Source organism: Streptomyces sp. NPDC093109 (assembly GCF_040701725.1).
Taxonomy (GTDB): domain Bacteria; phylum Actinomycetota; class Actinomycetes; order Streptomycetales; family Streptomycetaceae; genus Streptomyces.
Window position 1 is genome coordinate 188,962 of the sequence record NZ_JBFBEZ010000009.1, and the last position, 19,452, is coordinate 208,413.

Annotated in this window: 14 protein-coding genes and 1 pseudogene; 6 read left to right on the forward strand and 9 right to left on the reverse strand. The window is 69.2% G+C overall.

What is annotated here, in order from left to right; all coding sequences use genetic code 11:
- Nucleotides 1–22: 22 nt before the first annotated feature.
- From AB0389_RS12200 to AB0389_RS12220, 5 genes and pseudogenes are all read left to right on the forward strand, one after another.
- The gene (locus tag AB0389_RS12200) at nucleotides 23–865 is read left to right on the forward strand and encodes a nitrilase-related carbon-nitrogen hydrolase (RefSeq protein ID WP_366395256.1); all 843 of its coding nucleotides are present in this window, start codon (nucleotides 23–25) and stop codon (nucleotides 863–865) included.
- Entirely contained in the window at nucleotides 862–2,142 is a 1,281-nt protein-coding gene (locus AB0389_RS12205; protein ID WP_366395257.1) for an aspartate aminotransferase family protein, read from the forward strand. Before AB0389_RS12200 ends, AB0389_RS12205 begins: the two co-directional genes overlap by 4 nt.
- 51 nt (nucleotides 2,143–2,193) lie before the next feature.
- Nucleotides 2,194–2,741 (forward strand): annotated as a pseudogene (locus tag AB0389_RS12210) (amidohydrolase family protein); the annotation flags it as partial.
- 137 nt (nucleotides 2,742–2,878) lie between these two features.
- Nucleotides 2,879–4,267 (forward strand): dihydropyrimidinase, encoded by a 1,389-nt coding sequence (gene hydA, locus AB0389_RS12215; RefSeq protein WP_366395258.1) that lies wholly within the window; start codon nucleotides 2,879–2,881, stop codon nucleotides 4,265–4,267.
- Between the two features lie 27 nt (nucleotides 4,268–4,294).
- Nucleotides 4,295–5,296, forward strand: coding sequence for a TIGR03842 family LLM class F420-dependent oxidoreductase (locus AB0389_RS12220; RefSeq protein ID WP_366395259.1), 1,002 nt, complete (start codon nucleotides 4,295–4,297; stop codon nucleotides 5,294–5,296).
- Between the two features lie 134 nt (nucleotides 5,297–5,430).
- On the opposite strand, the gene AB0389_RS12225 is transcribed toward AB0389_RS12220, so the two are convergent.
- The 9 genes from AB0389_RS12225 to AB0389_RS12265 all read right to left on the reverse strand — a co-directional run bounded on the left by AB0389_RS12225 (nucleotide 5,431) and on the right by AB0389_RS12265 (nucleotide 18,896).
- On the reverse strand, nucleotides 5,431–5,913 hold the full coding sequence (locus tag AB0389_RS12225) for a TnsA-like heteromeric transposase endonuclease subunit (protein ID WP_366395260.1): 483 nt from the start codon (nucleotides 5,911–5,913) through the stop codon (nucleotides 5,431–5,433).
- Nucleotides 5,910–6,344 carry a hypothetical protein gene (locus AB0389_RS12230; protein ID WP_366395261.1) on the reverse strand — a complete coding sequence of 145 codons (435 nt, stop codon included), beginning with the start codon at nucleotides 6,342–6,344 and terminating at the stop codon, nucleotides 5,910–5,912. The genes AB0389_RS12225 and AB0389_RS12230 overlap by 4 nt, the downstream gene beginning before the upstream one ends.
- Nucleotides 6,345–7,144: 800 nt before the next feature.
- Complete coding sequence (locus AB0389_RS12235) at nucleotides 7,145–7,645, reverse strand: TniQ family protein (protein WP_366395262.1); 501 nt, start codon at nucleotides 7,643–7,645, stop codon at nucleotides 7,145–7,147.
- 933 nt (nucleotides 7,646–8,578) lie between these two features.
- Nucleotides 8,579–9,655, reverse strand: coding sequence for an IS630 family transposase (locus AB0389_RS12240; RefSeq protein ID WP_366395263.1), 1,077 nt, complete (start codon nucleotides 9,653–9,655; stop codon nucleotides 8,579–8,581).
- Between the two features lie 441 nt (nucleotides 9,656–10,096).
- Nucleotides 10,097–10,540, reverse strand: coding sequence for a hypothetical protein (locus AB0389_RS12245; protein ID WP_366395264.1), 444 nt, complete (start codon nucleotides 10,538–10,540; stop codon nucleotides 10,097–10,099).
- Nucleotides 10,540–12,834 carry a hypothetical protein gene (locus AB0389_RS12250; RefSeq protein WP_366395265.1) on the reverse strand — a complete coding sequence of 765 codons (2,295 nt, stop codon included), beginning with the start codon at nucleotides 12,832–12,834 and terminating at the stop codon, nucleotides 10,540–10,542. The genes AB0389_RS12245 and AB0389_RS12250 overlap by 1 nt, the downstream gene beginning before the upstream one ends.
- A gap of 1,157 nt (nucleotides 12,835–13,991) precedes the next feature.
- Nucleotides 13,992–18,212 carry a trypsin-like peptidase domain-containing protein gene (locus AB0389_RS12255; protein ID WP_366395266.1) on the reverse strand — a complete coding sequence of 1,407 codons (4,221 nt, stop codon included), beginning with the start codon at nucleotides 18,210–18,212 and terminating at the stop codon, nucleotides 13,992–13,994.
- Nucleotides 18,209–18,553: a CU044_2847 family protein gene (locus AB0389_RS12260; RefSeq protein WP_366395267.1), complete on the reverse strand. Its 345-nt coding sequence runs from the start codon at nucleotides 18,551–18,553 to the stop codon at nucleotides 18,209–18,211. The genes AB0389_RS12255 and AB0389_RS12260 overlap by 4 nt, the downstream gene beginning before the upstream one ends.
- 88 nt (nucleotides 18,554–18,641) lie before the next feature.
- Nucleotides 18,642–18,896: a hypothetical protein gene (locus AB0389_RS12265; protein ID WP_366395268.1), complete on the reverse strand. Its 255-nt coding sequence runs from the start codon at nucleotides 18,894–18,896 to the stop codon at nucleotides 18,642–18,644.
- A gap of 183 nt (nucleotides 18,897–19,079) precedes the next feature.
- On the opposite strand from AB0389_RS12265, the gene AB0389_RS12270 reads away from it, so the two are divergent.
- Complete coding sequence (locus AB0389_RS12270; protein WP_366395269.1) at nucleotides 19,080–19,340, forward strand: hypothetical protein; 261 nt, start codon at nucleotides 19,080–19,082, stop codon at nucleotides 19,338–19,340.
- The last annotated feature ends 112 nt before the right edge of the window (nucleotides 19,341–19,452 follow it).

The window sequence follows — 19,452 nt, forward strand, 5'->3', positions numbered from 1 at the left end:
GCACCCGCCGAAGGAGCAGCTCGTGGCCTCAGTCGTACGCGCCGCACTCGTCCAGGCGACCTGGACGGGTGACACCGAATCCATGATCGCCAAACATGAGGAACACGCCCGCGAGGCGGCCCGGCAGGGCGCGCGGATCATCGGCTTCCAGGAAGTCTTCAACGCGCCCTACTTCTGCCAGGTGCAGGAGCCGGAGCACTACCGGTGGGCCGAACCGGTCCCGGACGGCCCGACCGTGACCCGGATGCGGGAGCTGGCCCGCGAGACCGGCATGGTCATCGTCGTGCCCGTCTTCGAGATCGAGCAGTCCGGCTTCTACTACAACACCGCCGCGGTCATCGACGCCGACGGCTCGTACCTCGGCAAGTACCGCAAGCATCACATCCCGCAGGTCAAGGGGTTCTGGGAGAAGTACTACTTCAAGCCCGGCAACGCCGGCTGGCCGGTCTTCGACACCGCCGTCGGCCGCGTCGGCGTCTACATCTGCTACGACCGCCACTTCCCCGAGGGCTGGCGCCAGCTCGGGCTGAACGGCGCGCAGATCGTCTACAACCCCTCCGCCACCTCGCGCGGCCTCTCCAGCTACCTCTGGCAGCTCGAACAGCCCGCCGCCGCCGTCGCCAACGAGTACTTCGTCGCCGCGATCAACCGCGTCGGCCAGGAGGAGTACGGCGACAACGACTTCTACGGCACGAGCTACTTCGTCGACCCGCGCGGCCAGTTCGTCGGCGACACCGCGAGCGACAAGGCGGAGGAACTCCTCGTCCGCGACCTCGACTTCGGCCTGATCGACGAGGTGCGCCAGCAGTGGGCGTTCTACCGGGACCGCCGTCCCGACGCGTACGAGGGGCTGGTGCGGCCGTGAGCGAGCTCCACGACAGGCACCGCGCCGTCCTCCCCGACTGGCTCGCGCTGTACTACCAGGACCCCATCGAGATCACCCACGGCGAGGGCCGCCATGTGTGGGACGCCGACGGCAACCGGTACCTCGACTTCTTCGGCGGCATCCTCACCACCATGACCGCCCACGCGCTCCCCGAGGTCACCAAGGCGGTGAGCGAGCAGGCCGGGCGGATCATCCACTCCTCCACGCTCTACCTCAACCGCCCCATGGTCGAACTCGCCGAGCGGATCGCCGGGTTGTCCGGCATCCCCGACGCCCGGGTCTTCTTCACCACCTCGGGCACCGAGGCCAATGACACCGCGCTGATGCTGGCCACCGCGTACCGCGGCTCGAACCAGATCCTCGCCATGCGCAACAGCTACCACGGCCGTTCCTTCTCCACCGTCTCCATCACCGGCAACCGGGGCTGGTCGCCCACCGGGCTCTCCCCGCTCCAGACGCTGTACGTCCACGGCGCCGTCCGCGACCGGGGACCGTACGCCGGGCTCACCGACGAGCGGTTCATCGAGGCGTGCGTCGGCGACCTCGAAGACCTGCTCGGCCATGTCCGTACCCCCGCCGCGCTGATCGCCGAACCCGTGCAGGGCGTCGGCGGCTTCACCGCTCCGCCCGACGGGCTGTACGCCGCGTTCCGCGAAGTCCTCGACCGGCACGGCATCCTGTGGATCAGCGACGAGGTGCAGACCGGCTGGGGCCGTACCGGCGAGCACTTCTGGGGCTGGCAGGCACACGCGGAGAACGGCCCGCCGGACATCCTCACCTTCGCCAAGGGCATCGGCAACGGCATGTCCATCGGCGGGGTCGTCGCCCGCGCCGACATCATTAACACCCTGGACGCCAACTCCATTTCGACCTTCGGCGGCAGCCCCGTCACCATGGCCGCAGGGCTCGCCAACCTCTCGTACTTGCTGGAGCACGACCTCCAGGGCAACGCCCGCCGCGTCGGCGGACTGCTCATCGAGCGGCTGCGCGCCATCGGCGCGCGCGTCGACGCCGTACGGGACGTACGCGGCCGGGGCCTGATGATCGGGATCGAGCTGACCGAGCCGGGGACGTCCGACGCGGCGCCCGGGAAGGCCGCGGCGGTGCTCGAAGCGGCCCGCGAGGGCGGGCTGCTGATCGGCAAGGGCGGCGGACACAACACCAGTGTGCTGCGCATCGCCCCACCGCTCTCGCTGACCGTCGCGGAGGCGGAGGAAGGCGCCGCGATCCTCGAACAGGCGCTGGGCGCACTGTAGTCGGCGGCACAGCCACAAGGGCAGCAGGCAAAGAAAGGGAGCGCCACCCGCATGAGCAGCAGTACCCGCACCCTGATCCGCGGCGGTCTCGTCATCACCGCCTCCGACGAGATCCACGCCGACGTCCTGATCGAGGACGGCCGTATCGCCGCCCTCGCCGCCCACGGCTCGGGACCGGCCGAGAGCTGGACCGCGGCCCGGACGATCGACGCCACCGGGAAGTACGTCATCCCGGGCGGGGTCGACGCGCACACCCACATGGAGATGCCGTTCGGCGGGACGTTCGCCGCCGACACCTTCGAGACCGGCACCCGGGCCGCGGCCTGGGGCGGCACCACCACCATCGTGGACTTCGCCATCCAGTCCCCGGGGCAGTCGCTGCGCGCGGGCCTGGACGCCTGGTTCGCCAAGGCCGACGGCCGGTGCGCCATCGACTACGGGTTCCACATGATCATGGCCGACGTCAACGAGAGCTCCCTCAAGGAGATGGACCTCCTCGTCCAGGAGGGCGTCACCTCCTTCAAGAGTTTCATTGGCTCGCGTGACCAGAGATCTTCAGGGCGGTTCGGCGATCTAGTGGGTGCGGACGCCTCGTGCTGAACGGCGCAGGGCGCTGCGGCGTGAGTTGCCGGTGTCGTACTGGCTTCTGCCGCTGACCGGTACACCGCATTCATTACGGTGTACCGGTCAGCAGCCCTTCAATCTCCGCATTCCGACGAGAAGGGATTCCTTAAGCATGACTCGCACTCTCATTACCGGTGGCCTCGTGATTACCGCTGCCGAAGAGGTGCACGCGGATGTTCTGATCGAGAACGGCCGCGTCGTGGCGCTGGCGACCACAGGTAGCCAGGACTGGACCGCCGATCGAGTGATTGATGCCTCCCGGAAATATGTGATCCCGGGTGGAGTCGATGCGCACACGCACATGGAGCTGCCTTTTGGTGGCACCTTCGCGTCGGACACGTTCGAGACCGGGACGCGAGCCGCAGCCTGGGGCGGGACGACGACGATCATTGATTTCGCGGTGCAGTCGCAAGGGAACTCGCTTCGGGCGGGCCTGGACGCCTGGTATGCCAAAGCGGATGGAAAGTGCGCGATCGATTACGCGTTCCATATGATCGTGTCGGACGTCAATGAAAGCACGCTCAAGGAAATGGACGGACTCGTCGCAGAAGGCGTGAGTTCGTTCAAATTGTTTATGGCGTATCCCGGGGTCTTCTACTCGGACGACGGGCAGATCCTGCGTGCCATGCAGCGGGCTTCCGGCAACGGCGGTTTGATCATGATGCATGCGGAGAACGGCATCGCGATCGACGTGCTGATCGAGCAGGCCCTCGCGCGCGGGGAGACGGACCCCCGGCATCACGGCGAGGTCCGCAAGGTGCTGCTCGAGGCGGAGGCCACCCACCGGGCGATTCAGCTTGCCCGGGTCGCCGGCGCCCCACTCTACGTAGTGCACGTGTCGGCGGAGGAGGCTGTCGCCGAACTGGCCGTGGCCCGTGACAAGGGTCTGCCTGTCTTCGGTGAGACCTGCCCGCAGTATCTGTTCCTGTCCACCGACAACCTGGAGGAGCCCGACTTCCAGGGGTCCAAGTACGTCTGCTCCACCCCGCTGCGCCCCCGCGAACACCAGGCGGCGCTCTGGCGGGGCCTGCAGACCAACGACCTTCAGGTGGTCTCCACCGATCACTGTCCGTTCTGCTTCCGTGGTCAGAAGGAGCTGGGTCGCGGGGACTTCTCCAAGATCCCCAACGGGCTGCCGGGTGTGGAGAACCGTATGGACTTGCTCCACCAGGCGGTCCTGGACGGGCACATCAGCCGCCGCCGATGGATCGAGATCGCCTGCGCGAGCCCGGCCCGGATGTTCGGTCTCTACCCGCAGAAGGGCACCATCGCGCCGGGTGCCGATGCCGACATCGTCCTCTATGATCCGCACGCCGAGCAGGTCGTCTCCGCCGAGACGCATCACATGAACGTTGACTATTCGGCGTACGAGGGCAGGCGGATCACCGGGCGCGTCGACACGGTCCTCTCGCGCGGCGAACTCGTCATCGACCGGCGCGAATTCACCGGCCGGTCCGGCCACGGTTCCTTCATCCACCGCTCCACCTGCCAGTACCTGTAAGCGCAAGCCCGTAAGGAGCAGCCAGTTATGGACTTCGGCCTCGTCCTGCAGACCGACCCGCCCGCCTCCCAGGTCGTCAGCCTCATGAAGCGCGCCGAACACAATGGCTTCCGCTACGGCTGGACGTTCGACTCCGCTGTGCTGTGGCAGGAACCGTTCGTCATCTACAGCCAGATCTTGGCCAACACGCAAGAGCTGATTGTGGGCCCGATGGTCACCAACCCGGGCACCCGCACCTGGGAGGTGACCGCCTCGACCTTCGCCACCCTCAACGACATGTACGGCAACCGCACGGTGTGTGGGATTGGGCGCGGCGACTCCGCGATGCGGGTGGCCGGGCGTGCCCCCAACACCCTGGGCCTACTTGGTCGGGCGATGGGCGTGATCCGGGACCTGGCGGAGGGCCGGGAGGCTGTCGTCGACGGCAACCCGATCCGTATTCCGTGGATCCGGGAGGGCAAGCTGCCGGTCTGGATGGCGGCGTACGGTCCGAAGGCGCTCGCGCTGGCGGGGGAGAAGGCCGACGGGTTCATCCTCCAGCTCGCAGACCCCTACCTCACGGAGTGGATGGTCAAGGCGGTGCGGCAGGCGGCCGTGGAGGCGGGCCGGGACCCGGACGCGATCACGATCTGTGTGGCGGCCCCCGCGTACGTCGGAGATGACCTCGCGCACGCCCGGGACCAGTGCCGCTGGTTCGGCGGGATGGTCGGCAATCATGTCGCAGACCTGGTCTCCCGTTACGGCGAGCACTCCTCGATGGTGCCCGAGGAGCTGACCGCGTACGTCAAGTCCCGTCAGGGGTACGACTACAGCCACCACGGCCGGGCGGGGAACCCGTCCGCCGACTTCGTCCCCGACGAGATCGTCGACCGCTTCTGCCTGCTTGGGCCGGCCGAGGCCCACATCGAGAAGCTGCGGGCCCTGCGCGACCTGGGCGTGGACCAGTTCGCCGTGTACGCCATGCACGATGCGAGGGAGGCCGTCATCGACGCCTACGGACAGTGCGTTATTCCCGCACTCAACGGATAACCGTCGGCTGAGAGGGCACGGATGTCCTCGACCGTCAAGGAAAAGTCTACGTACATGGCAAGGGGGTTGAATGGCATCCAAGGTGGACGTTTTGCTTGGGTGTGATGGGCGTGTCTTGCGCGTGCTTGGGGTTCCTAAGTGCCGATCCGGTGACACAGCTCGGCGGTCCGCCGGGCCTGCCGGGTCACGGCGGGCACGGTCATCTGGTCGTCGTTTTTCACGTCCAGCACCAGCGCCGAGCCGTCGCGGCGGCGGACGAAGAGGTCGGGGGTGTGTTTCCAGGCACCCCAGTCGTCCTGGGCGTCGATGGTGAAGGGCTGGGCGCTGAACGCGGACACGTCGGTGTCGAAGTCGAGGAGCTTCATCCACTTCGACTCCAGGAAGGACTCGTACCCGACCATCCGGTCGGTGGTGGCGGCCCAGTAGTGGCCGGGAGTGTGACGCTGCCCGGCATAAAAGGGTATCTCCCGGGCGGGCAAGGCGCTTTCGAAGGAGACGGAGCGGGCCCGGTCGACGGCAACGAGCCATTCGGTGCCGCCGGGGTCGAGGTAGTGGAGGTGGGCACGGTGGCCCGGGGTGCGGATCGGCCGCAGGGTGCGGGACCGTGGTGGGGTCATGTGATTCCTTGTTGGGCGAGGATGCCTGTTCCCCAGCCGGTCAGGGCCTGGGCCGCGGGGCAGGGCAGGCAGGTACGGAAACGCCGCCAGCCGTCGCGTATCGACTTGGTGCTGGTGCCGTCCTCCCAGCCCAGGGCGTAGGCGGGCGCTTCCCGGGGGTCGCCGCCGGTGAAGTGCTGCCAGACCCAGGCGGCGGAGTGCCGCTGCCGCTGCCAGGTCACGTCCATGCCGAGCGGGTGGAAGACCGGGACGAGGGTGCGGTGGGGAATCTCCCGCAGATCGGCGAACGCCGTACGGCGGGCGGCGTAGTCGACGTTCCCCCGCTCGTGCATCCGGCCGGCCATCTCGGTGACCGCCGCCCAGAAGGCGTCGGGGTCCGTGATTCGCTGGACGAGGGTGTCGGCCGCACAAGCCGCACGGGCGGTGTCCATGTCGGTCCAGCACGTTGGCGGCCCCGGCCCAGCTGGCGGCACCCGCCAGGCGGGCAAGGGCGAGCGCGGCAAGCCGCCTGCCGGAGGCTTCGGCGGTGCCAGCCAGCAGAGGGGCGATCAGCGTCCGGTAGTCGCCCCCGTCAGCGAGGTGCGGGATGTGCCGATGGTTGAGCACCGTGGCTTGGGATGTGGCGGTCAGGGCTCCGGCGACGCGGGAGGAGCGGGGGCGACGGCGGCGGTCATGCGGTCGAGGACGGCGGGGCGGGCGAGTTGACGGAGCGGGTCCGACCCGCCCGCCGCCCGCCGCCCGGCGCTGGGCGGTCAGGCGCCGGGTCCACGGGGCGAGACGGTGGGCTCCCTCGTCCATTCCTGGGCGTTGAACACTTGGTAGGCGAGGGCCAAGGCCGCCAGCGCCTCAGCGGCGGTCGCCGGCATCGCACCGACCTTGCTGCCGCCTCCCCCGCGGACTTGGGACGCGCGTTGCCGCCGCTTCGCGGCGAACGCCTCTCCCGCGTCTCCGGGGAGGCACGCGATATCGTCCTCGTCCGCAGCGAGCCGGGCCATGGCAGTGAGGTAGCGCAGAGCGGCGAACTAGTCGCTGCTGGAGACCGGCTCCCCCGCCAGGCGGGCGGGCCGCCCCTCGGCGGCATCGAGCGCACGGCGCTGAAGGTCCGCCAACGAGCCGGACACGGCGAAGGCCGGAAGTTCCGCGAGCGGCTGACGGCACAGACCCGCCCGGCCCCTCACCGTGCCCGACGGCCGGTTGGCGCACTCCCCGGGCTCGGGCAGCGGCGGGCGGGTCAGCAGCCCGCGAGCCGTCCGTTCACTCCCCCGCCGCAGCCGCACCCCGCAAGAAGGACACGTTCGACCAGGAGACAGCGGTGGACCGGGCAGACCGCCGCGATGCCCAGCCGCCACCACAGCGGCCACACAGGACCGTCCGCGAGACACAAAGGGCAGGCCCGGCTGGAGTTCGGCGTCATCCACTCGCGGGCTGCCACCGCCGTGAGCGATGTCTCCCGGGCCAGGTCCAGGCCGGTCAAATCCACGGCAGTCCCGTCGTACCGGGCAAGCTGCATCCGCCGCAGACGGCCGGGTGCCAGTCCGGTTGCCTCCCGCAGCCCGCCGAGACTGGCCGGGGTGAGCGCGACACCGAAGGACACCGGGCGGGTGGAGGACGCCCCCTCCCGGCACTCCAGCCCCAGCGCACGGGCCACCAGCCCCGGCGGCGCGTGCAGGGTGAAGGCGACCCGGTCCACCCAGGACGCGAACCCCTCGCCGCCAACAGGTGTCGGAACCACCGGCAGACGCCGGACCCGCGCAACAGCAGCAAGCCGAGGCCGCGCGACCGACGTCGAGGTCTTCACCGTCCGCGCAGATACCCCAGGCATCACTCCCCTCCCAACTTGCATGAGATATCGAACCGATGAGGGTGGGGTTACCTTCTTGGCCACGGAGAACCTGCAGAACGCAGATCCGAGTCCGGCCAGCCGCGCGGCTCTCGGGCTACAGCTTCGGGAACTGCGGCGACGTGCCGAGCTCAGCCAGACCGCCACGGCAGCCAACACGGGGCTCCCGTTCCTTCTACGCGGGCGTCGAGCCCGGCAGGCACAGCATCGCCGTGGACCGGCTCCCGTCCCTGGCCCGGACTTTGGGCGTCGAGGTCTTTCAGTTGTTCCACGACAGCCCGGCCCCGGGCCCTCGCGGACAGAGCACCTGAACGGGGGACGAGGGTCGTCAGCGCGATGTGCTGACGACCCTCGTTCTTCCCGGGTACTCGTGCTATCTCGGGTGGGCAATGAAGGCGCGTAAACGACCAGGAACTGCCGCATAGGGGCAACTTCCTGCTCGTTCACGCTCACGATGGAGCGGGGCGACCCGTCTCTGCGTACGCGGAGAAGATCGCTCCCGCGGTCAACTTGGCCCTCTGCAGCTCGGCGGCGACGGCCTGTTCGTCACCCCACCGCCCGTGCCCTGTGGCCAGAGCACGGGCAACCCCCACTACCGCCTCCCGCAGCTCGTCAAGCTTGGTCGGTGTCACAACGCGTAGACCGGGCATAGGCGGACTCTGCTTGTGAAGTGCGCTGCTCGGGTGGAGCATCACGGGCTGGGCCCTGACACCTGGCGCGATGGACTCGTGCCAACGAACGCTGCCGCCGAGCTGATCCGCATCGTCCTTCGAGACCGAGTCGCTGGTGCTGCCCGTCTTCAGCTCGATGATCGCGTGCTGGTCGCTAGTGTCGTGTGAATGAAGTCCTTGGACGTTTGGGTGTGGCGTGTTCGAGGATTTCGTCGGCGGTTTTGGTCCAGGTGAAGGGCTGGCAGCGGTCGTTGTAGGCGTCGATGTAGCGGCGGATGGCGTCGGTGAGGTCGGTGACCGAGGTGAAGGTGCCGCGGCGTATGGCCTGGCGGGTGATGATGCCGAAGAAGATCTCGACCAGGTTCAGCCAGGAGCAGGAGGTCGGCGTGAAGTGCAGGGTGATCCGCGGGTTCTTCGCGAGCCACGCCTTCACGCGGGCGTGCTTGTGGGTGGCGTAGTTGTCGGCGACCACGTGCAGTTTCACCCTCGGGTGGGCCTTGGCGACCTGTTTGAGGAAGCGGAGGAACTCGTCGTTGCGGTGCCGGTCGTAGCAGGCGTCGGCGGTGATCTTCCCGGTGGCGAGCTCCAGGGCCGCGAACAGGGTGGTGGTGCCGTGGCGGACGTAGTCGTGGGTGCGCCGCTCGGCCAGGCCCGGCCGCACCGGCAGCATCGGGGCGGTCCGGTCCAGCGCCTGGATCTGCGACTTCTCATCGACGCAGACCACCACCGCCTTTTCTGGCGGGGCCAGGTACAGCCCGACCACGTCGCGGACCTTGGCCTCCAGTTCTGGGTCGGTGGAGAACTTGAACGTCTCACTCCGCCAGGGCTGGATCTTCCACTTCCGCCACACCTTGGCCACCGCGACGTTGGACAGGCGCAGTTCGGCGGCGAGCAGCCGGGAGGACCAGTGCGTCACGCCGAGTTTCCCCGGCGGGCCCTCCAGGGTCCGCACCACTACTTCGGCCTCGTCCACCGTGCCGGGCCGGCCCGAACGCGGCCGGTCCTCCAGCCCGGCCAGCCCGGCCGAGCGGTACCGGCCCCGCCAGGTCACCACCGTCTGCCGGGACAGCTCCAACCGCCGCGCGATCTCCGTGTTCGAGGCGCCTTCCGAGGCAAGGAGCACGATCCGGGCCCGCGTCACCAGCCCCGACGGGGACGACGGCGAGCGGACCCACGAACGCAGAACCTCACGGTCCGCATCGGAAACGACCAGCGGCAGGGCGACAGGCATACGCCATTCAACCGCACCCCAAGCCACCGTCCAAGGACTTCATTCACACGACACTAGATAACGATCGCGGCCACAGGGCGGCGGGGTTTGTACTGCCGCGAGGGGGAGGGCCGAGGAGGGATGTTATTCCCGCTACGGCCGTCCGGTTGGCCTGTCCAGCCAGCCCATGGCTGAGCAGAGGGAGACGGAGAGGGTAATCCAGACGACGAACGCTCCGCCGGGTAACGACGCGGTCGTTGGCCAGCAGGGACCAGCCCGCACGGGCCAGCAGCAGACCCGTGGTGGTCTTCCCGGCCCCTTTCCCGGACCCGGATCGTCGGCGCCATCGCCACGGATCCGATGAGGTGGAATTGGCCCACGGGCCTCACACCCCGTTCCGGCCAGGACCTGCAACGACGAGTCGGCCGGTCCGGCTCATCGCCGGACCGGCCAGAGGCCTCGCTATGCCGATCGCAGCAGCGCGCTCTTGTGGGTCTGCGGCGATGCCGTGCAGCGGCGGACGCGGGTCTCCCAGGCCTCAAGCTCGGCGCTGGGAACACCATGCTCGATCGGGATGACCCACAGGTGGTGCCAGGTGTGGCGGGCCTCGGGGGGCTGGATGTCGCGGTAGTGCTCGCGGGTGCGGACCCGGATAGCGCTCATGTCGGGCCGCTCGGCCGTGCCGCGCTGCACCTTGCCGGTGTAGAGGCTGCGGTAGCAGTCGTCCAGGGCAACGTAGAGCGCCGTCGGCCAGGGCGGGAGGTGGCGGAAGGTCCAGCTTCCGTTGGCCTCGCGGAGCGGGTAGACGCACGCCCGGAGGGTCTCGGGCGGCGTGGCCAGACGCTGGCCGGGAATGGCGGCGACGTCTGCGGCAAGGTCGGGACCGAGGGTCCATCCCGCGCTCATCAGCTGCCGTCCTCGGCGAGGACGTAGGGGGCGCTGCTGCCGGGAGTCGGCCCGTCGGGGGCCACGCCGTCCTCGGGGACGAGGTCGGGGTACGGGTTCCGGCTGGCGGTCACCACGACGGGGATCTTGCCAATGTCCAGGCTGGCCTTGAACAGCAGCTTCTGCAGTGCCTCCTGCTGCGCACCGTCCGCGAACTTCGGCGGGCTGGGGCTCGTCAGGATGGATGTGATGGTCTGCTCCAGCCGCCCGACCGCGGTCTGCAGGGCCTTGATGGACGCGGCCTTCGGCTGGCTCTTGCCGCCCTCGTCCGCCGCCTGCCGCGCCGCGTCGCGCCGCCCCTCGATCACCGCGCGGCGCGAGGTCGGGAGGCCTGACCAGGCGAGCTCGAAGACGTGCCACTCGGTTGCCCGCCTGGGGTTTCCATGGGTGGTGGCGATGGCGGGGGTGCCGTCCGGTGGGGTGGTGATCTCGGGGACGGTGAACCGACGGGAGTAGTCCGCGGGGTGGCCGGGGACCTGGTCGACCCAGCTGCTGAGGGCCGCCCCGAGGAGAAGGCGGCCGGCCGGGGTCTCGATGAGCGCCGCGACGATGCCGGGCGGCCGGGAGCGGTAAGGGGTCTTGCCGTTCACGGGCTCCTCGGAGACCAGGTCTTCCTTGGACCCGCGGTCGCGGCCCAGGGCTTCGGCGACGGTGAGGGCGTCCCCGCCGAGTACGGCGAGTTCGTCCCGGGCGCCGGGGACATCGTCCTCGGCTCGCCGCCGCAGCTGCTCGACGAGGTCGGAGGCGCTCTTGCGCGGGTCGTCGTCCAGTTGGTCGTCCCGCAGCCGGGTCAGGGTGAAGGCGTCCGCCCCCTTGGCCAGGCGGTTCCACATCGCTCGGGTGACCGGGCCGCCGTTGTCCCAGGTGTGCACCATGTTCGGGAAGACCGTCTTGGCGTCGGAGCGCAGGTAGCGGGTGGAGAAGATCGCCGTGGTCTTCAGGAGCTTCGCGGGGAAGTCCTTGCTGCTGGGGTCGAGCGAGAGGCCTTCGGCGATGGCGGAGCGGATGAGCGTGCCGGCGTCAGCGGAGAGCACCGTCTCGAAGAGCAGGGCGCGGGCGAAGGCGGGGTGGTGGGGCAGGCCGGTGGCGTGGGTGAAGTCCAGGCCGTGCAGACGTCCCGACAGGGCGCTGGCGAGGGTCGGTGTGACCTTCCCGGCGTGGACGGCGGCGAGCATGGCATCGGCGACGGCCTTCTCCTGGTCGCTTCCGCCGCTCCAGTGCCGGGGGCGCAGGTGGATCTGGGTGAGGTGCTCGGTGAACCAGGTGGTGGCCTCGCAGGGCTCGCCGAGGCGAGTGTAGGTGCCGACGACGAGGTTGACGGGGGCGAGGCGGGAGTGCAGGGTTTCCAGCTCGTTGGCGGTCCAGGAGCTCGCACGGGCGGCGTTCAGTGCCCCGCTGACGGCCTTGCGGGACGCGGCTACGGCATCGTGGGCGAACATGCGGCCCACGATCTTCTCGGCGTATGAGGGCGCCGTGGCGGCGGTCAGCTTCTTGTCGCCGATGCCCAGGACGTTGCGCCAGGCGGACGTCAGCCGGGACTGCCCGTCGATGGCGACGACGAAGTTTTCACTGGTGCCGTCGGCGTAGTGCACGCGCAAGGCCATGCACGTCAGCGGCTCCTGGACGCCGGTGCGGGCGATGGAGTCTGACCAGTCGTAGTCCAGGAGGTGGTGGGTGACCGTGGTGGTGATCAGGTCGACCAGGTCCTGCTTGGCTGGCAGGTGGATCTCCAGCAGGCCGGGGATGCTGCCCTCGATCGTGGGGTCAGTGGTGCGGCCCTTGGTGAAGGCATGCTGGATCGCGGCGAGGAACCGGGGGTTTACCGGCAGGGTCATGATCCCGGCGATTTGGTGCAGCGGGCTGCGCACGACTGCCGCGTACCCGGTGTTGGTGCTGAGCCGGGCGAGGCGGCCGAGCCGGGAGACCTTGCGCTTGGTCCTCTGCCGGCTGCGGCCGGGACGGGTGTTCAGCTGTTGGGCGACTACCTCGGGGTGGTCGAGCTGGTCGAGCAGCTCGTCGGGGTGGGTGGTCCCTGCGAACAGCGCCCGGAGGCTCTCGGCCGGCAGGGCCACCGACGGGTGGTCCTGCCCTGCGATAGCCAGTTCCTTCAACTCGGTGGGGGTCGGAACGGGCTCCATGTCGAACAGGCCTGGAGCGAAGGAGGCGATCTGTTCGGTCGTCAGCTTGCCGACGGCGCCCTGGGCGTGGTCGTCCTCGTCGCCGCCGGGCGCGACGAAGGTGAGCGAAATTTCCATGATCATCCATAGGTGTCGTAGTGCGGCGCTTCTCGGAGGCCGCCCGATCGGGGACATGACCCACACCAGGTGGGTCGGCGCTCGGGACCGGAATCCCACGACACGGCCGACGCCCCACGCAGAACCGGGGGCAGAGACGCGGTCGCGCAGTCGCAAGGACGTACCGCACTGAGACAGACCCAGTTGATGGCCCGTAGGCACGCTGGGAGGGCTCACCGTCCAAGGACGGGCCCGCCGGAACGACGGGAGGCAGTGACGACTCGCTCACGCTGAGCGGTGACCTGCAACCTATACAACCTCGCTCCCGCGTACCGAAGTTCACCGAAAGCCATCACATGGCCGACCCGCCGCTGGGATAATGCGCCCCGCAAGGGCTGCCGGGTCCCGGCTCACCGGAAGCCCCCAACCAAACGCGGCAGGCGTACACCTCCAGCGCAAGCGCCTGGTCCTCGATGCCGGAGCGGCAACGGGATGAACAGCCACACCAGAGCGAGAAGCCCAGCCATGACCAGGTGGTACTGGCCGACGTGGGCCAGACATGCAGCCCAGTACCGCCGTGGACTCGCCCCAACGGCCACATCCGCCGCCATTGGCGCTCCTTGTTCGCCGCCTGGTGGTCGGGGCTTGTCCCAGAAGGGTGGACACCTGTTCGTGTTGTTATGCGGCAAGTGTGATGGTAGCTGACTGCTGCTCGTAGGTGATCGGGGCCTGCTGTCCGTTTGCCGAGTGCCGTCTGCGGGTGTTGTAGCGGGTGGTCCAGCGGAAGACGGCCAGGCGGCAGGCGCGGACGCCGTCGAAGCGGCGGGCACCTGGCGCGACCGGGGTTCACTCACGCCGTCCGACGTCACCGCTGTCCGTCCAGAGGACTTCCGGGCGTCGGATGCGGATGCCGGATCTGAGCACCGCACACGTCAGTCACGGCGAGGTCCTCGCGAAGGTCCGACTCGCCGCAACCAACGTGAAGGAGATCGTCAATAACAACGCGAGCTGAAGGGCTTTACGCGGGATCGGGTTCGGGGGCGTGTTGCGGCAGGGCGCGGCCGAACAGCCGGGATCCGGCGATGATACCGATGGTCAGTGCGGTGATCAGCGCGAAGGAGATGCGCAGTGAGGTGAGGCCGGCGAGGTCGCCAGTTACCCAGAGACCGGCCGACGGCTCACCCGGGACACACAGGTCCAGGTGGGATCTGGACCGGCCTGCTTCTGCGTTCGTCGGGGGTGAACTCGCGGCCCCCGATGACCTGGCAGAGGCCGTCGCCCCACGTGTCGGGCTGGAGGAATAGCACGCCTCCGTGATATCCCTCGCTGGTCGCGTAGTTCTGGGTGTACAGCACTGTCCGGCCGTCCCTGGAGACGTCCACGAAGTAGTACTGGGGCAACCCGCTGATGGAGTTTGTCCCGTAGGGGCCCAGGTCAAAGGACTCCTGGTAGGCGCGCTGTCCGATCTGGTAAATCTGCACCTTATTGTTGTTGGCCAGGAGATAGCGGCCAGTATCGTCCAGGAAGCGGGCGACGAAGCGCGGGACTACATCTGCGATGCTGGACAGCGGGCCGAGTTCCTTGCGCAACGGGTCGCGCCGCCACAGCTCGATGTTCCTGCCGCTCCGCAGCAGCGCGAAGTAGCGGCCGCTCGGGTCGAACTGGACGGCGCGTGCGCCCTCGCCTACCTTCAGACGGTCTGTCTGCCTGCCGTCGCGCAGGTCCACGATGTGCACGTAGGGATCGTCTTCCACCACGATGGCCACGTGGCCCGGTGCCGGGTGTCCGTTAACGGCGATGTCTATGTCCTCCCCGTCGGCTCCCGGCAGGCCGCGGGCATCGTAGGTGTCCATGAGGCGGCCGGTTTCACTGTCCCAGAGCTGGATCTCTTTGCCGCTGACGGTGACAAGTTGGCCGCTCTGACTGAAGAAGTACGAGAGGAGCGAGGTGCCGTACTGTTTCGGCGGTGTGGCGGTGGTAATCGCGGACACCAGGCGCAGCGACGGCACCTCGCGTAGGACCACCTTGTTGTCGCCTTCCCGGTCGGCCAGCAGAGTGCCGTCCTCGTTGAGGGCGATATGGTCGGATGTCCCGCCGTCCCAGCGCGGTTCGGCGCGCTGGGCTTGGGCGATCCTCCGGGTTCCCTTCACCGGCCAGACCTCCATGAGCGCGCCGCCCCGTACCACGCTGATGATGGCCGTTCCGTCCGCGGTGAATTCACTGCGGCTCACAGAGATTGGTGACTGCTTGGGAAGTTGCGTACCGAAGATGCCGCTGACATTCCTCCGGATGAGCAGCAGCTTCGACCCGCTGGTCACGATCCGCGCGTACCCGCTGGCACCCTCTGGCTGCTCGACCGTGGAGAGCCTCTTGCCCTGCCGCAGGTCGACCAGTGACGCGGTGCGGAGGTCCTCGTAGACGAGGTGGCGCCCTGCTGTGTCGATGGCGAGCGGCCCGCATGTGTCGTCCTTGGCGGTGTACCGACCGAGCTTCACGCCGTCCGAGATCCGCAGGCCGGTATAGATGGCGTCGTATCGTGCGTTTTTTGAGTCACTGTCTACACTGTCACAGATCGCCGCGTACCGGCCGTCCGCAGAGACGGCGACTTTGCTGAGGCGATCGGCCAGGGTTCGGGTGGTGCGCGTGCGGCGATTCATGGCCACTAGCCGGAAGTCCGGACGATCGGGGCGTATCAGGCCGCTCCCAAGGATGGTGTCCTCGTCGGGACCGAACCACACGTCGCCGACCTCGACGGGCGGGGCAATCCTGCCGCCGACCGTGCCCTTCTCCAGGTCCCACCACACCACCTTCGTCTCACCGGCGGATACGACCAGACGTCCGTCCGCCGACATGGCCGCCTTGGTGTCGGAGTACAGTCCACCCGCCGCGTCGGTGTCCTTCTCCGGTAGCTGGTGAGCCGGGCCAACAAGGGATGGGGCATCGGGGTGCACGTCGTACCAGACGACCGACCCGTCCGTTCCGATGAAGCCCACACGTCTGCCGTCGCCGGAGACCATCGGGCTCAAGGCCGAGACAGGGGCTTCGAGCACCTGGCTTCGTACGCGGCCCCGGACAGCGTGCACGAAGAGCGTCACCCGACCTCCGACGGAGCGGGCCAGTACCACGTTGCCGTCCCGACTGGTCTGCATGCCTGCCATCGCCCCCAGGGTGCCGGACAGCAGCCGCGAGCCGATCCCGTACTCGGCGTAGTACCGCAGCAGCGTGTTCTTCGCCTCTTCCGTCGGGAATGTGCGGTAGGCGGCGAGCGCCAGCATGATCGCCTTTGCCGGGTCCTGGGTCTTCTCGTCCGCTGAGAGGCTGGCCAGCGCACGGGAGTTGGCTTCGGCCTGCCGCTCCTGGCTGACCTGCCGCTGGTAGACGTACAACGATCCCAGGATCAGCGCCAGGACGACGACCAGACTGATCCCCGAGAACAGCCCCCGACGGCGCCGGGCGGAGGCTTGGAGGTGGCGGCGGCCGCGGTCCAGGAAGTCGCGTTCCGGGGCGCCGATGTCCGCCGCGCGTTCGGACAGCCAACGTTGGGCGGCCGTGAGAGCCACGGTGGTCGGCAGGAGTTGCACCGGTTCGCCGGCGGCACGCCAGCGCTCCATGTCCAGCCGTACGGTCTCATGCCAGGCCAGGAACCCGTGGTCCTCCGCGACCCAGGTGGCGAGTTTCGGCCAGTCGGTGATCAGCGCCTCGTGGGCGAGTTCGAGGGTCTCGCCGCCCTCGGCGCTGGAGCCGGTGACCAGCAGGCGGGTGGCGGCGAGGCGTTGGGCGATGTCCCATTCCGCCGCGTCCAGCTCCGCGCGGGCCGCCAATCGGCGCGTGATGGCGCCGGAGCCTGCCGGAACCCTGATCAGCCGGGTGAACAGGCGGCGGGCGGCGCGCTCGGCGTCTTCGGGGACGGACTCCCGCCAGACGGCGTCCGCGTGCCGGCCCAGGGCTCCGGCCACCTGGCCGAGCCGGTCGTACGCCTCGTGCGTGAGACGGCCACCGCTCTGCTCGCGCCACAGCAGGTCCAGGGTCAGACCCAGCAACGGCAGGACGCCGGGCGCCTCGCCGGCGTCGTCCAGGATCCGGTCGCCGAGGCCGGACTCGTACCGGACAGATGGAATGGCCGCGAGCGGGGCGGTGACCACCTCGTGCAACTGCTGGCGGGGCATAGGGCGCAGCGCGTGGATCCGGCGACTCACCGCGGGGCCGAGGGAGGGGTCGGCCAGGGCCGGTTCGAGGAAGTCGGCCCGCAGGGTGATCAGGACGCGTACGGACTCGGGAAGGGCGCCGTCCGCCAGCAGCAGGCGGGCTAGCGCGGCAATGTCGTCCGGCGGGGCAACGAGCAGTTCCTCGCACTGGTCGATGACCACCAGCAGCCGCCGTCCGCCGGTGTTCTGCAAGATTCGGTCCACGACCGGGCGCAGGCCCTGCTCGGCCAGGACGGCGGCCAATGCCGGGACCTCTTCGAGCTGCCGCAGGCCGGTCAGCCCCGGCTCGAACAGCGGCAGCAGCACGGCGGCGAGCGCCAGCAGCGGGCTGTCGGCGGACGCCGGGCGCAGGACGGCGGCCTCGAAGCCTTCCCTGCGGAGCCTGGGCACGACACCGGCCATGGCCAGCGAGGACTTGCCGCAGCCCGACGGGCCGACGAGGCAGACCAGCGAAGTGGCCCGCACCTCTTCGGCCACTTGCGCGCTCTCCGTCGCCCTGCCGAAAAACACCTTCGCGTCGGACTCGCCGAAGGCCGACAGGCTGCGGAACGGCGATTCGGGCAGTGCGACGGCCGCCAGCTCCGGCCAGGGCGCGAGCAGCCCGTCGGTGGGAATGAGGTAGCTGGCCGGCGGATCGGCGGCCTCGGCGACCACCACCATGCCGACGACGCCGACGAGCTTTTCGTCCCAGACCGGGCCTCCGCTGAACCCGCCGGTGACGCGATAGCCGCCCGGTGACGCCAGCTCGGCCTGGATCCATCCGTCACCCTGGCGGTCAAGCAGTCGCCCCGAGTGCCACACGCCACTCTCCCGGCCGGCCGGGAAGCCGAAGCTGCGCATCGGATGGTCCCAGACGTCGTGCGCCTGCACCAGCCGCAGCGGCCGGGCTCCGGGCGGTGGCGAGTCCAACCGCAGCACCGCAATGTCCCGGTCGCCGGACCAGTGTTCGACGCTCGCCCCGATCGGCGCGGCCCCGGTGCCGGCCAGGGGCAGGTCCACCCGGACCCGCGCTCCCGTCGGCGGCCTGTCCCGGCCGGGCCTGCCAAGCGCGGCGGCAACCACGTGGGCGCACGTGAAGGCCAGATCGCTCGTGACCAGGAAGCCTGCCCCGACGGGCGTGCCACGCTCGTCGCTTATGCGCAGCACGGCTGCGTCCAGCGCGTTGGGGCCGACCCCGTCCCCGGTGCTGGTCACGGCTGCGCCGGTTCCGCGGGTGGGGTGCGCTTCCAGACGAGCGAGACGGAGAAGTTTGCCTCGGCCGAGGTGCTGGTGATGATCGCGTCGGCCTCGGCGTTCAACGCGATCCCGAACCCCACGGTGATCTCGTCCGGTGCGTTCGCCAGTCCCTGGAAGCTGTGCACGAACGATTCGGCTACTGGCCGGACAGACGCGAGCATGTCCCCCAGCGATCGCGACGCCCGGGCGATCACCTGCCCCGGTCGGGCCACCTGTACCAGGCCTTCGTCGGCCCTGCGGATCTCGACCTTCACCGTGTCGGTCTCGCCGTTGCCGACCGGCAGTTCCACCAGATACACGCCGAACCGTCCCCCGACTCGTATGTAGTTGAGCTGACGCGATGGTAATACCCATAGTGGAGCAAGCCGAGACTGAAGTTGCTCCGGTTTACGCGGCCATCCGCAGTCGCCCGACCGCCTGCCCGTCCGGGGGCTCTATGTCCAGGTGCCAGGACCGGCTGGAGACGACGGATGAAGGGGAGAGCGCCACGGGTGAGCGGGAGACGTGGACGACGGAGGAGTTCGGCACCTCGCGCGAAGAGGTGGTCGGCCTGCTCCTGGCCGACGGCACCGTTCCGGGGCCCGTCCTCACCGAGATGAGTTCCGGCGGGAGCGGACGGTCGGTCTCGGAGTGGAGCGCCACGACGGGCGCCTCGGGCACGGACCGCGGGCGGCCGCGCTGCGCGCTGTGTGCTCCTGCGGCTGGACCGGTACGGAGCACCGACTCGACTGGGACGCGATCGGTGAACAATACCTGTTCGAGGCGGACTTGGCGGAACCGGACGCGTGCCCGCAAGAATGGGACAAACGCGCCGATGAGGTGGCAATGTCTGCCATTCCTCTGCCGGAGGCGTTCACCGATCTCCTGACCCAGCTGGAGAAGGAGATCGAGAAGCTGGCCAAGACCTCACCGTTGGCGGCGCTGCGGGCGGCCCGCAGGCTGGAGGTGATTGCCGCGGAGACCAGCTACTGGCCGGCCCACGATGCCCAGCAGGATACGACCGACGAACAGGCCGCCGCCGCCCTCGGGCTCAACGAGGAAGGGCTGGGCCGGCTGCGGCGGCCGGAGCGGCCGGCGCACGGGTAGCGCGGCGGAACCTGTGTTCGCGGCCCGGTTGGGCCTGGCGCGTGCCGGTCCCGTGGGCGAGGGTTTCGGAGAGGTCGGCCAGCAGCGAACTCGGGGTGTGCGGGGACGCGGT